Annotated in this window: 14 protein-coding genes; all 14 read right to left on the bottom strand. The window is 71.5% G+C overall.

The features are described from left to right. Positions 1-8: 8 nt before the first annotated feature. The 14 genes from IM770_RS07540 to lxmK all read right to left on the bottom strand — a co-directional run bounded on the left by IM770_RS07540 (position 9) and on the right by lxmK (position 12538). The gene (locus IM770_RS07540; RefSeq protein WP_203580526.1) at positions 9-1118 is read right to left on the bottom strand and encodes an ABC transporter permease; all 1110 of its coding nucleotides are present in this window, start codon (positions 1116-1118) and stop codon (positions 9-11) included. Next, positions 1115-1993, bottom strand: a complete 879-nt coding sequence (locus IM770_RS07535; RefSeq protein WP_203580525.1) for an ABC transporter ATP-binding protein — start codon at positions 1991-1993, stop codon at positions 1115-1117. Before IM770_RS07535 ends, IM770_RS07540 begins: the two co-directional genes overlap by 4 nt. A 66-nt stretch (positions 1994-2059) precedes the next feature. Then, positions 2060-3202: a glycosyltransferase gene (locus IM770_RS07530; RefSeq protein WP_203580524.1), complete on the bottom strand. Its 1143-nt coding sequence runs from the start codon at positions 3200-3202 to the stop codon at positions 2060-2062. Next, on the bottom strand, positions 3199-4239 hold the full coding sequence (locus IM770_RS07525) for a glycosyltransferase (protein ID WP_203580523.1): 1041 nt from the start codon (positions 4237-4239) through the stop codon (positions 3199-3201). Before IM770_RS07525 ends, IM770_RS07530 begins: the two co-directional genes overlap by 4 nt. 31 nt (positions 4240-4270) lie before the next feature. Then, entirely contained in the window at positions 4271-5356 is a 1086-nt protein-coding gene (locus tag IM770_RS07520; RefSeq protein ID WP_203580522.1) for a hypothetical protein, read from the bottom strand. After that, positions 5353-6579, bottom strand: a complete 1227-nt coding sequence (locus IM770_RS07515; RefSeq protein WP_203580521.1) for a M16 family metallopeptidase — start codon at positions 6577-6579, stop codon at positions 5353-5355. The genes IM770_RS07520 and IM770_RS07515 overlap by 4 nt, the downstream gene beginning before the upstream one ends. Then, on the bottom strand, positions 6576-7433 hold the full coding sequence (locus IM770_RS07510; RefSeq protein WP_203580520.1) for an aminoglycoside phosphotransferase/kinase family protein: 858 nt from the start codon (positions 7431-7433) through the stop codon (positions 6576-6578). Before IM770_RS07510 ends, IM770_RS07515 begins: the two co-directional genes overlap by 4 nt. Next, positions 7430-8065, bottom strand: a complete 636-nt coding sequence (locus IM770_RS07505) for a flavoprotein (protein ID WP_203580519.1) — start codon at positions 8063-8065, stop codon at positions 7430-7432. Before IM770_RS07505 ends, IM770_RS07510 begins: the two co-directional genes overlap by 4 nt. After that, positions 8062-9015, bottom strand: a complete 954-nt coding sequence (locus IM770_RS07500) for an LLM class flavin-dependent oxidoreductase (RefSeq protein WP_203580518.1) — start codon at positions 9013-9015, stop codon at positions 8062-8064. The genes IM770_RS07505 and IM770_RS07500 overlap by 4 nt, the downstream gene beginning before the upstream one ends. Further along, positions 9012-10022 (bottom strand): methyltransferase, encoded by a 1011-nt coding sequence (locus IM770_RS07495; protein WP_203580517.1) that lies wholly within the window; start codon positions 10020-10022, stop codon positions 9012-9014. Before IM770_RS07495 ends, IM770_RS07500 begins: the two co-directional genes overlap by 4 nt. 65 nt (positions 10023-10087) lie before the next feature. Continuing rightward, positions 10088-10264, bottom strand: coding sequence for an LxmA leader domain family RiPP (locus IM770_RS07490; RefSeq protein ID WP_203580516.1), 177 nt, complete (start codon positions 10262-10264; stop codon positions 10088-10090). Positions 10265-10305: 41 nt separating this feature from the next. Beyond that, positions 10306-10476, bottom strand: a complete 171-nt coding sequence (locus IM770_RS07485; RefSeq protein ID WP_203580515.1) for a hypothetical protein — start codon at positions 10474-10476, stop codon at positions 10306-10308. Continuing rightward, positions 10473-11429: a T3SS effector HopA1 family protein gene (locus IM770_RS07480; RefSeq protein WP_203580514.1), complete on the bottom strand. Its 957-nt coding sequence runs from the start codon at positions 11427-11429 to the stop codon at positions 10473-10475. Before IM770_RS07480 ends, IM770_RS07485 begins: the two co-directional genes overlap by 4 nt. Next, positions 11426-12538: a class V lanthionine synthetase subunit LxmK gene (gene lxmK / locus IM770_RS07475; RefSeq protein ID WP_203580513.1), complete on the bottom strand. Its 1113-nt coding sequence runs from the start codon at positions 12536-12538 to the stop codon at positions 11426-11428. Before lxmK ends, IM770_RS07480 begins: the two co-directional genes overlap by 4 nt. Positions 12539-12711: the final 173 nt, after the last annotated feature.

Genomic DNA, 12711 nt, shown 5'->3' with positions numbered 1-12711 from the left:
CGTGCGCGTCAGGCGAGCACTTCCCTCAGCTTGAGCCGCTGTCCGCGGCGCAGGAGCGTCCGGCGGAACACGCGCGCTGCGAAGGACACCAGGAGCAGCGCCGCCGCGACGCTGACCCCCATGCTCAGCACGACCTCGAGTGCGTCGGCGGCGCCGTAGCTCTGACGCACGATCATGACGAACGGCGCGAAGAACGGCACGAAGCTCATGATGACCGCGAAGACCGAGGACGGATCGTCCGGAACCACGAACGACGCGACGAACAGCGGCACGAACATCGCCATGCCCAGCGGGTTCAGCAGGGCGCCGGCGTCCTCCTGGCTCGAGACCAGCGATGCCGCGACGGCGAAGAGGGAGGCGAACGACAGGTACGCGATGACCATCCACACCAGGGCGCTGAGGAGGAATCCGATGTCCTGGCCCTCGACATCCAGTGGCGTCTCCGCCACGATCGCGGCGGTCGCGGCAGACGCGGCGATGAATGTCGCCTGCGTGAGCGTGAACGCGCCGATCGCGGCGATCTTGCCGAGGAGGAGCTCGCGGGCGGGAACATAGGGCGCCATGATCTCGATGACGTTCGTCGAGCGCTCCTCCACCAGTCCCGTCGCAAGGCTCGTCGCGCTGAGCATGACGAAGCCGAACACCACGGCCAGGACGATCACCATGATGAGGAAGCGCTCCAGGTCGTCGCCCCCGTTCGTCGCTGAGACCTCGAGGCGGATGGGCGTCGCGGATGCCTCCAGGCCGGCCTCCTGCGCGACCGACGCCAGATCCAGGCGGGCCTGCGCGGCGTCGATCGCGGCGAGCAGCTCCCCCGGGGGCTGCACCGTCGCCACGACGACGAGCTCGCCGCCCGCTCGGTCGATGCGAAGGATCTCGGCGTCTTCATCCGCGTCGGACTCGGACGGAAGCCCGAGCTGCTGCGCGACGTCGCTCGCCGACGAATCCTCCGAGACGGCCCACGACGCGGCGCCGGTCCCGAAGCCCTCCGAGAGCTGCGGCGCGGTCATGACGCCGAGGAACGCCACGGCCGCGACCGCCAGCATGATGATCCAGTTGACGGGGGAGAGCGCGCGAAGCCGGTACTCCCGGCGGAAGACGGTGACCCAGGCGTTCATGCGCGGACCTCGCTCGAGTGCAGGACGTCGGCCAGCGACCGCAGGCGACGGGTGACCTCCTGGAGTTCGCCGTGCGCGTTCGCGGCGGCGAGCACCTCGCCGAGCTGCGAGGCATCGTCCACCCGGACGGTGTACACGCCGGACTCCTCGTGACGGATGAGCGGATGCCGCCACGGCGGCGTCCCGGCACGGAAGCTGATGCGGAACTCGTCGGGCGCTCCCGCGAGCAGCGACGTGAGCGGAGCGTCTGCCACGATCGTCCCCTCCGAGATGACGACGACGCGATCGCAGAGCTGCTCGAGGACTCCGAGCTGGTGAGACGAGACCACGATCGCGGCCCCCGCCCGGCGGAACTCCCGCAGCACGTCGGCCAGGCCCGTGACGGCGACCGGATCCAGCCCGGAGAACGGCTCATCCAGCACGAGGAGCTCTGGATCGCCGAGGAACGCCGCTGCCAGCTGCACGCGCTGCTGGTTGCCCAGCGACAGCGTCTGAAGGCGATCGCTCAGCTTGTCGGCAAACCTGAGTCGTTCGGACCACGTGCGCACGCGCTCGGCGGCGACGTTCCCCCGCAGGCCGCGCAGCTCGGCGAAGTAGCGGAGCTGCTCGTCGACGCGCATCCGCGGGTAGAGCCCGCGCTCCTCGGGCATGTAGCCGAAGCGCCGTACCGTCTCGGGCGTGATGGCGGCGTCGGACCACGTCACGACGCCGTCGTCGAGCTCCAGCAGCGACATGGCCACGCGCATGGAGGTCGTCTTGCCGGCCCCGTTGCGGCCGACGAAGCCGACGATCTCGTCGCGGTCGACACTGAAGTCGACGTCACGGATCCCGCGTCCGTTGCCGAACGTCTTGGTCGCTTTCTGATATCGCAGCACCGTTCATCCTTCCGCTGCGTCCATGTCCTGAGCGTATGAACCCCGTCGCGGCGGGGCAATCGGACATCAGGAGGACGCCGTCAGCCGAAAGTCGAGGTCGTCCAGCGCCGCGCGCAGCACGTCCATGCCCATTCGTCGCCGAAGCGACTCCGACGCCGAACCCGTGATCCGGCCGGCGAGGCGCTCGTCGGTGCGCAGACGTGCGAGCGCGTCGACGAAGTCGTCCGTCGACGTCGCGGTGAGGACGTCCACGCCGCTGCGGAGCCCCATCCCCTCCGTCGCGCACGCCGTGCCGACCACGGGAACGGCGTGCGCGATCGCTTCGGCGACCTTGCCCTTGACGCCCGCACCGTATCGGAGCGGTGCGATCGCGGCGAACGAGCGGTCGTAGACCGGCGACAGATCCTCGACCCATCCCAGGCGCGTCACGTTGGTGGGGACGCTCGCCCCCTCCGGCTCCCAGCCTCGACCGACCACCAGGATCTCCACCTCAGGCAGCCTCCGCGCGACGCGGGGGGCGATGTCGGATTCGATCCACGCGACGGCGTCCGCATTCGGCCGGTGCGCACTCGGCCCGACGAAGACGACGGAGCTGCGGGGCACGTCAGCGCGTTCGCGCTCGAAGGCGTCGTATGCGTTCGACACGGTGAGGCAGGTCGTCGCGGGTCGGAGCCGGCGAAAGGCGTCGGCGTCGGTGTCGCAGACCGTCAGGACGACGTCCGCATGATCGAGGATGAGGCCCTCGAGACCCCGTGCCGCCTCGGCCTCCGCGGCGGACGCGAACCAGCGCGGGTCGCCGGTGGACTTCCGATGCTCTGCCTCACGGCCGAGGCGCACATGGTGCGCGTCGACCGAATCGTAGACGACCGGCGCCGACACTCCCATGACGGCCAGCAGCGGGTACCAGTACGCGAACGCCTCCGGTCGTGCGATCAGCGCCCATCGCACGCGTCGTGCGTTCTCGGTGACGAAGCGCACCTGCTCCTCCCGCTCGGCGGGCGCGTGAACCCCGAGCATGGCGAGCCGGGCGAGCATCTCCGGCCGGTAGCGCGTCGACACCGGGAGGAACGCCACCTCGAATCGCTCCCCGAGGACGCGCAGGATGGCCTCGGCGCGCTGGGATCCCGAATCCTCATCGGGCGTGGGAGTCGCGACGTCGAAGACGAGGACGAGGTCGCGGACTCGCGGAGAACCGCTGGGGAACGTCATGCGGCCGCCTCCTCGACGACGCGGACGGCGCACCCGGCGAAGTCGAGCGCGCGGATCTCGGCAGCGCGTGCCCGCAGCGCCTCCCGCACACGGCGCGAGGAGCGCAGCCGTTGGATCCGCCTCGTGAGCACGTCAGGCGTGACCCTTGCCGGGTCGAGCACGACCCCGACGCCGGCTGCCTCGATCGCCGCCCCGTACCCGCGCTGCTCATGGCTCTGCGCGACGACGATGAGCGGCGTGCCCAGGAGCACCGCCTGCTGGATGCTGCCCGCACCTCCCGCGGTCACGAACACCGCGGCGCGCGAGAGCTCCGTGGCCTGGTCCACCCACGCGCGGACGTCGGCGCGCGGCAGTCTGCGCTCGAGCCGGGTGCTCGCCTCGCGCGATCCGGTCGCGATGACGGCGTGGAGATCGGTGCCGTCGACTGCTGTCGCCGCGTCCACGAAGAGCGTCAGGTCGTCGTTGAAGCTGGTGCCGGCGCTCACCAGAAGCCGAGAACGCGACGCCGCGGGTTCCGGGCCGCGTGGGGGCTCCGTCCCGATGAGGTGGACGTGGGCGGGCAGCTGCGCCGCGTGGGCCTGGAGGAAGGGGGCGAGGGCGACGAGAACCGGCTGTCGCCGCCCTGCGACGACCGGCGTCGCGACGACCTCGTGCGAGACGGCGGTGGGGGAGAGCCAGGCCGTCTGCGCCGAGCCGGCGCGGTCGCGCACGTACGACGCGACGGTGTCGGCCACGACGACGCCCGGCAGGATCCGCGCCACAAGGTCGGAGAAGTGCGACGCCGCGCTCTTCTGGTACGCGTCGAACACCGTGTGCGCCCGACGGGAGGCGACATCCACGCGCGGAACCGAGAACTCGTCGGCCGACCACGCGGCCCGATAGAGATGTGCGGTGAGACCACGTTCCTCGGCGGACGCCACGAACTCCGATGTGCACAGCACGTGGACGTCGTGACCCGCGACACGCAGCGCGGAGCCGACCGCGACGAGCGGCGTCATGTGCCCGTGCAGCGGCGGACCGGTCAGCAGGATCCGCACGGCGATCCCTCCTCCGAGGCGGGCGCCGTCGTCACGCCGTCGCCCGCACCGCGCCGATGGCCCCGCACAGGGCATCCGCGCTCGCCGTCGCCTTCGCCAGGTCGACGTGTCCGATCCCCCGTGACATGTCGTCGAGCCACGTGGCCGGCATGCCGCGTCGCGCGGATTCCGCAAGTCCGTCGCACAGTGCTCGCGGCGACTCGAACGCCGCCGAGATGTTGGCGCGACACAGGTTGACCAGAGCACGGCCGCGCTCGGCATCCGGCTCCCATCGCCCCGCGCCCGCGAGCGCGCCGTCGAACCACGTCGCGAACTGCTCGACGTCGCCGGACGGCACACGGGCGGCCGCGAAGACGCGCGGTGCGCCGCCATAGACGTCGCGACCGATCGTGAAGTCGTCGAACGGCGCGCCGCCGTCCTCGAGGCGGCGGAGCAGGTGCGAGGTGGGGATGGAGGTCAGCAGCGCGGTCGCGAGGAATCGCTCGGCCTCGGACCCCGCCGACGCCGGCTCTGGTCCCGCGAGCCAGACGATCCCGGCCGCGCCCGGGGCGGGCCCCGTCTGAGGCGGTCGCAGCGATCGCGGGGCGTCGAGGCCCACGCGCCGCTGGAACGCCGTGAGCGCCGCGCCCACGCGGCGGGCGGGCTCTTCCACCTCCGCTCCCACCAGCACGACGTACGCGGCTCCGGTCCACGACGACGAGTCGACCGCGGCCTCCCAGGCGGCGTCCATCGCTGCGGCGATCGGAAGGCCTGCCAGCGCGCCGGCGGACGTGGCCAGGGTGTCGCCGAGCGACGCGACGACGGCCGAGACCTCGTCGATCCAGACATCCGAGAAGGGCAGCAGACGACCCGACAGCTGCATCCATTCCCCGCGGTGCGCGACGGTCGCGCCGCCGCCGTTCTCGGCGGCTTCGCGCTGGAGAGCGTGCCAGCGTTGCTGCCCGACAGTGAGGGCGGCGAGGGTGCGGCCGTCGGGCGCCACCGTTCCCGCGGCAGAGATCCCGATCTCGAACTCGATCATCGGGGATCGGCGGTCGGCGGACCAGATGGTCCTCACGCCCGTCGCCGGGGATGCTTCGCGGACCGGCGTGTCCACGACTGATGCGGTGCTGCTCATGATTCTTCCTCGCTCTCTCCAGGGGGATCGGCCGGCTGCGGCACGACGTCGACGTCGGCCCAGATGGCCGTGCGATGGCGCATCGGCACACACGTCCGGATACGTTCGGCCAGATGATCCAGTGGGACGTCGGGATGCTGCAGCCCCAGTCGCCCCAGGAGCCTCGCCCGCGACGTCAGGTCGGCGGACTCCGCCGCGAGATCCGACCACAGACGCAGGCGCGCCCGGTTCCAATCTCGTTCGTCCGGCCCGTTCGCAAGCGCGTCCTCCCAGCGCGCCCGCATCCGGTCGCGGGCCATGGTGGTCGCCGGCATCCCCGCCCGGGCGGTGATGATGGCCAGGTCGGCACGCGTCGTGTCCAGCAGCCCGAAGGCACCGCGGCCCGCCTCTGCTCCGGAAGCCTGCGCGACGGCATCCGCCAGCACGAGGCACGCGATGCGCTCGTCGAGGCGCCGGGGGAGTCCGACGGCGGCGAAGCGGTGGCGCGCCGTCACGTGCGGATCGACGATGGTCACCTGCTCGCGTCCGTGCACCCACGGATCGCTGGGCGACGGGCGCCGTCGCGCGGGGCGGCGGATCGGCAGCCGGGCCATCTCCCGCAGGATGTCGTCCTCGTCCGCCGCCGACACGTCCGCCGCGACGACGGTGACCTGCGCGCGCGTCGTCGCATACTTCGTCTCGAAGAAGTCGACGCAGTCCGCCGCCGTGATCCCCGACAGCGACGCCTCGTCGCCGAACCCGTTGCGCGTCATGGCGGTGTCTGCGACGAGCTGCTCGTGCAGTGCGGGCCACGGGAACCGGCCGAATGCGCGGTCCTGCATCGCGGCGGTCTCACGCCCGACGGCTGCCCGCTGCGCCTGCACGTCCTCCTCCGTCACACGCAGCCGGCGGAACCGGCGCGCATCGATCCGGACGGTCTCGACGAGGTCGTCGGGCGCAGTGGCCCGGTAGAAGTCGGTGTACTCCGCGTGCGTCGTGCCGTTGGCATAGCCCGCGGAGTACACGGCGTGCGCCCCGACATCCGCGCGTCCGTCATGGCTGCTCGCCTGGAAGAGCAGATGCTCGACGAGATGCGCGAGCCCCGGTGCGTCCGCCGGGTCGTCCACGAAGCCTGCGGGGAAGTGCCACGCGACACCTGCCCGCGCCGTCGGCCATCCGCGCTCGATCCGCACGGTCACCCCGTTGTCGAGGACGCGGACATCGGCGCGGGTCTCGAGCCTCACCGTGCCCTCCCGAGAAGATGACCGACGAATCGCAGATACTCGCTCTGCATCTCCTCCTGCCAGTCGACGTAGCTCACGAAGTCGTGGGCGTGCGTGAGGACGCGCAACGCGATGAGCTCGCGATCGACCTCGCCATCGCCGCCGTATGCCTCGAGGAAGGCATCGATCGCCTCCTGCCAGGCGCCCGGCGCGCCGGAGGCCCACGACAGCTCCGTGAGCTCTCCGACGACCCAGTTGACGTCGTGGCTCGAGGGCCCGAGTGCGACGTCTTCTCCGGCGAGCAGCTCCACCCCGCCGTCGTCCGAGAGGACGACGGCGCCGAGGCCCGGCGCGCCGTGCAGCGCGACGGCCGTGCTGATGCTCGGCAGGTCCTCGAGGCGCGCCTGCAGCCGCTCCAGCGCGGCGCGTCCCAGCTCGTGCACGGCGTTGAGGTGGAATCGAGCGCCGAGAGGCGTCGTCGCCCTGCCGTCGAACCAGCGGAGCATCCTGCTCGCCGGCCGCGGTCGCACGGGTAGCGCGAGCTCGGCGGCGTCGATGTCGTGCAACGCGCGAAGAGCGGCCCCGAAGCAGGACAGTCCCTGCAGCGCGCGGGGGCTCGGCGCACCTCCGCCGAGGACCTCTGAGGCGAGGGAGGAACGGCCGGTCGTCGCGTACCACCTCTCCGTCGCGTCCCCGCGACCCGTCACGACGCGGCCGCTGTGGGGCGACGCGGCGGCAACGGACGGGAGCGCGCACGTCGCGAAGGCGTCGGTGGCCCGTGACCCCAGGCGCCGGCGCCACCAGTAGCCGCCGTCGGAAGCGGCGTGCACCGTCGTCTCGAGGAGTCTCGTCCCGTAGGTCGCCAGCGTCGTCATCGCACATCCTCCCCGTCGTCGTCATCGTCTGGGACGGGCGGGTCGAGCTGGTCACGTCGACGGGAGACGAGAGCGAAGGCATCCGACAGGGATGCCGCGACCCAGCGATCCTTCGCGCCGTGCCACAGCCGCTCGCCGAGGATTGGCGGCACGAGCACGACAGAATCGCGCGCCGCGAGCCGGGCCCACGCCTCGTGCACCTCGTCGGATGCCAGCGCGCCGGGAGGCAGTGACGGCGCTAGGGCGACGACCCCGTGCCGCGCCGCCGCGATGACGAGGGACGGCGTGTCGGCGATCCCCGCCGAGAATCGCATGAAGTAGTCGAGCGTCGCGGGGTACACGATGATGACGTCGCTCCAGTGGGCGAGCTCGGTGTGCTGCGGGGCCCGCTCGGACTGCCACGCGTCGATGTAGAAGTCGTCTCCCAGGCGCGACTCGAGAGCGACACGTCCGACGAACCCCAACGCGCTCCGCGTCACGATCACCTTCACCCGCAGCGTCGGATAGTCGGTGCGAACCCAGTCGAGCAGCTGTGGGACCGAGGTGGCTGCCGACGAGCCCGTGACGACCAGGAGCAGCCGGGCGAAGTTGATGGGCGGCGAGACCACGTCGCGGTCCGGGACCTCGGTCACGACAGCAGCTCCAGCAGCGCCTCGGCCTCGGCGAGGGCGGCGTGGGGACCCTCGGTGTAGAGGACACCGGCGGTGTTGACGACGAGCTCGTCGACGCCGGCCTCGGCGTACGCGCGCACCCCGGCGCGCAGCTCGTCGTCGTCTCCGAACAGGAAGGCGCCGCCGTCGGCGATGCGCTGCGCCTGCTCCTCGACGGCGATCCCGCCCTCGAGATCGATCCCCGCCTGGCGGAGCATGTCGCGATAGTGCGGTCGGGAGATGTGGTTGGCGTTGCCCCGCGCGACCAGTTCCCGAACATCGCGCTCCCCGCTGCGACGTGCAGCGGGGACGATCGCGACGATCGGCGGGCACGGGCGGTCCGCTTCTGCCGCGCCGCCGCGCACGCGGGGGATGATCGTGTCACGGAGGTAGGACGCAGGCGTCAGCCAGGTGATCGGGCGGGCGCCGTGGAGTCCTGCCACCCGCGCCATCCCCGGTCGCAGCACGCCGAGACCGGCGTCGACGCGGGGGCGGGGAGTCTGCGGCAGTGCGGCGTGCGCCGTCCAGTAGTCCCCGGCGAACTCGACCGTTCCCTTCTCGAGCAGCGCCGTGAGGATCGTGAGGTACTCGTCGGCCGCAGTCAGGACGCTGCCGTACGGCGCTCCGAACGCGGCCTGCGCGACGCGTGCGGCGGGCCCGACGCCGATCGTCAGCGGGTGTCCTGTGGCAAGGGCGGTCGTCACGGCTCGCACCGCGAGATCGAAGGGATGCTGGTTCGGCATAAGCGCGACGCCGATGCCACCCGGGACGGCGAAGCCCGAGCCGGCGGCGAACGTCAGCGTCTGCAAGGGGTCGGTCGCGCCGCCGGTTCCCTGCCAGAGGCTCGCCCCCGTCCACTGGGCCAACGCGGCCCACGGCAGGATCTGCCCGGGCCGCTGCGCCGAGAACGGGACGAGCAGCGAGACCTTCACAACGCCGCTCCCTCGCGCATCGTCTGGAACTCCAGGAGGCTCCGCACCGACGTGCCGATCCCTCGCCACGTCAGCGACAGGCCCGCGTCGGCGGCGAGCGCGATGATCTCGTCGATCGAGCGGGACGGAGAGGGCATCATGCAGCGGAGGTAGAGCTCTTCCCGCGGACCCGACAGCGGGACGTGCGCGTCGGCGATGAGCAGGCGCGAGTGCGGCGCCATGCTACGGGCGATCGAGGCGAGGATCCGCCGGGCGCCGTCGTCGTCCCAGTCGCCGAGGATCGCGGAGAGCACGTAGACCTCAGCGGGCGGAAGGGGGTCGAAGAACGAGCCGGCGACCACGTGCAGGCGATCGCGGTGCGGTGAGGACGCGAACCGGTCCGCCGTCGCCGCGGCGATACCCGGAAGGTCGAGCACTCCCACCGTCAGATGCGGATGCGCGGCGACGAGCGCGTGCGCGAGGGCGCCGACGTTGCCGCCGACGTCGAGGACCTGGGTCGCGCGGTGCCACGGATACTGCGAGACGATCACGTCGCCGTCCATCGCGAGAGCGCCGTTCTGCGGGGGCTGCATCTCGAGCGCGTCGTCGTCGCTGCAGTCCTCCCAGAAGGTGCGCCCGCCGAGCGCGTCGAAGCCGGGCGCCCCGGTCAGGATCGTGTGGTCGAGGAACAGCAGGGCGATGTCGGACCGCGCGAACACGCCGTGACGATCCAGGGCGTAGCGGATGCTGTGCGGGTGGTCCGATCGCAGCACGCTGCCGGCCTCGGTCAGGACGAACCGCCGCTCTCCGGTCGTGGCGAGCATTCCGACCTCGACCAGCGCGAACAGCAGGGCGCGGGTCGCACTCCGGTCGGACCCGAGGTCGCGCACGATGTCGTCGAGCGACGAGCCTTCGTCGTCGATGAGGTCGGCGAGCCTGAGCGTCGCCGCCGCGCGGATGAGCGCGGCGTCGTACAGACGGGCGCGATCCCTCAGCGAGGACTCCGTCGTGCTGGTGAGGATGTCCATGTCCGTGGTCCCTGTCGTTCGGGTGGCGGAGAGCCTGTCGGCCGCGCAGGCTCCCCGCCGGGGCTTCAGCAGCCCGCGTTGATGGTCTGCGTGACGAGCATTCCGCTCAGCCACGTGATGCCCACGAGTCCGCAGTAGGCGGTCGTCGCGGGCGCGTCGGTCGCCTGGCGTGTCGCGATCTCGTCCACGTCGCAGTAGGCGTCGTACCCCTCGACGAGCTTCATGATCTGATCGGTCTTCATGTGTTTCACCCCTTTCCTGTCTCGATGTGTGCTTCTGCCGGTCAGCAGCTCAACTGGAACGTCAGCGATCCGAGGAAGCCGAGGCTTGCCGCAACGCAGTAGGCGGTCGTCGCGGGCGCGTCGGTCGCCGTGGCGTCGCGCAGCTCGCGGCTGTCGACATACGTGTCATAGCTCGCGACGAGATCAGCGATCGTGTCGGTCTTCGTGCTCAATTGGTCACCTCCCCTCGGGTGATCGGAGCCGAAGGGAGTCCTTGCGGCGCAAGGTTTCGCGACGGCCGGTCCGGGTCTATGCCCGACGACCGCAGCACGTCGGCCAGATGAGCGGCCACGTCGAACCCTTCGCGATGCGCCTCGACCAGGGCGCGCGCGAACGCATCGGCCCGATGCTCGCCGAAACTGCGGGGGCTCCCGCCCACCGCGGGAGGGGGGTCGTCGGCGGTGCTCACGCCACGACCGATGCGCTCGGCGAAGGGGGTCGTGCGGTCCGGCACGAGGCCGGTGCCCTCGACGACGTCGACGATGCGCTGAAGGAGCTCGTCGGAGGGGTGCGGCAGATAGACCACGATCGCGTCGTTGCGCGGATACTGGCTTTCGACGGTCAGCATCTTCGCGCGGTAGGCGCCGTGCGCATCGAGCAGTTCCACGAGGCTCGCGAAGACTTCCAGCGCGTCGGCCGGGGCTTCCGCCCGCACGTAGATGCGACGGATCGGTCCGGGCACCTCACCGGTCCCGATCACGAAGAAGCCCGGAGAGAACATCGGCCGCAGCCGTGAGATGCGCACCTCGACCGTATCGTCGTCGGCCTGACGCCACCGGCTCGGGTCGAAGCGCACCCGTACCCCGTCGAGCTGCACGACCAGGTCACCTTCGGGCGCGTGCACCGCTTCCCGTTCGGGGATGCGGACGCCGTGCGGACGGTCGACCAGCCGCGCGCGCAGGGCCCGCTCGAGCCGGGGGTTGCGCACATGCACGGGCGAGCGCCCCGCGGCGGATCCGCAGTGCATCCGGCGGTACAGCAGGCCCGAGAGAGTGTTGCGCAGCTCGGGGATCGAGCCGGCGGTGACGCGCTCGTCGTCGACGACGACGGTGAGGCCGGCGAGGTCGACCGTCACACGATCGAGGATCCCGGCCGTGCTGTTCCCGGTGTGGATGGTGTCCGTCATGCCAGTCCGATCGCGTCGCCGAACTGTTCGGGGCCGATCATCATCGCGCGACCGATGCCGGCGGCTGCGCGCTGGATGCCGCCGAGCCGGGCGGCATCCATGGCGGACGCCAGCATCCGGTCGATCAGGTGCCAGCCCGCCTCGAAGACGACGCGACGTCGCATCGCTTCGTCGACGTCGCACCGGCGGTGCGCGTACGCGCTCCAGAAGGCGGAGACGATGGGCTGCAGGCGGAGGATCTTCTCGATCGCCCGCTGCATCATGAGCTCGTGCGTCATCTCCTCGACGTCGAAGGGGCGGTCGTCGCCGCGGTCGGTCGGCACATCGAGGATCGCCCGGTTCATCCACTCGCCGACGAACGAACCGACGTCCCGAGCCGGGTCGCCCGCTCCGAACTCCTCCCAGTCGGTGAGGAGCCAGCGGCCTTCGACGCGCAGCAGCTGGTCGACGCGCAGATCTCCGTGGACGAGCGTGTCGCGCGGCGGCGGGGCCGCCAGGTGCGAGCGGATCGCCTGGAGGAGCGGTTCATCCCGCTGCAGCAGGCGCCACGCGTGCAGCTGCGCCATGGACAGCTGCTCGTAGAGGGGCGCCGGGATCGCGCTCGCGAGCTTCAAGAAGCGCTCGGCGGGGTGGGCGACGCGCAGGGCCGATTCGTCGCCGATCGGTGAAGCGTGAAGCGCCCCGACGAGGTCGCCGACAGCGGCGGCGTCCGACGGGCTGAACTCCTCGCGCACCATGAGCTCGACACCCGTGACGCCCGCGAGGTACTCGAAGGCGACGACCGCGTCCTCTCCGTCGGCGCCGAGGAGACGAGGATGCGCGATCTGCCGCGCCGCCGCCGAGCGGTGGAACGCCAGCGTCCGCTCCCACCGGGAAGCCACGTCGCTCGGGTCGCCGGTGAGCTCCTTGGCGAAGACGTCGACCCCTGTCGTCGTGACGCCGAACCACAGACGGTTGCGGCCAGGGCGGGTTCGCACGTCGTCGGCATCGAAACCGCCGAGACCCAGCTCCTCCAGGAGCCGGGAGACCGCGGGGGCCTCATCGAGCGGGACCGGGGCGAAGCCGTCGAGGACGGCGACGCCGGGTCCTGCCGGGTCAGCCGCGCTCATGTGCCCGGACACTGGCGTCGGCGTGAGGAGCGAGCGACGGCGCGGACGCCGCGAGCGCGGCATCCACCTGCACCTGCATCTGGTCCGGACCGGTCACGTTCCACCTCTCTCCGCCCCGCGGGGCGACCCGGGCCGGCAGCCGGGAGGACCGCCGAGCGATCCCAGATTCGGGG

The organism is Microbacterium hibisci, from assembly GCF_015278255.1.
GTDB lineage: Bacteria > Actinomycetota > Actinomycetes > Actinomycetales > Microbacteriaceae > Microbacterium > Microbacterium hibisci.
The sequence above is the reverse complement of the archived record's forward strand: the minus strand, read 5'-3'. Positions and strand labels throughout refer to the sequence as shown.

Excerpts from the sequence above, each read along its gene's own strand:
- IM770_RS07490 (WP_203580516.1), bottom strand. The coding sequence starts at position 10,264 with ATGAAGACCGATCAGATCATGAAGCTCGTCGAGGGGTACGACGCCTAC.
- IM770_RS07510 (WP_203580520.1), bottom strand. The coding sequence starts at position 7,433 with ATGACGACGCTGGCGACCTACGGGACGAGACTCCTCGAGACGACGGTG.
- IM770_RS07495 (WP_203580517.1), bottom strand. The coding sequence starts at position 10,022 with ATGGACATCCTCACCAGCACGACGGAGTCCTCGCTGAGGGATCGCGCC.
- IM770_RS07540 (WP_203580526.1), bottom strand. The coding sequence starts at position 1,118 with ATGAACGCCTGGGTCACCGTCTTCCGCCGGGAGTACCGGCTTCGCGCG.
- lxmK (WP_203580513.1), bottom strand. The coding sequence starts at position 12,538 with ATGAGCGCGGCTGACCCGGCAGGACCCGGCGTCGCCGTCCTCGACGGC.
- IM770_RS07530 (WP_203580524.1), bottom strand. The coding sequence starts at position 3,202 with ATGACGTTCCCCAGCGGTTCTCCGCGAGTCCGCGACCTCGTCCTCGTC.
- IM770_RS07520 (WP_203580522.1), bottom strand. The coding sequence starts at position 5,356 with ATGAGCAGCACCGCATCAGTCGTGGACACGCCGGTCCGCGAAGCATCC.
- IM770_RS07480 (WP_203580514.1), bottom strand. The coding sequence starts at position 11,429 with ATGACGGACACCATCCACACCGGGAACAGCACGGCCGGGATCCTCGAT.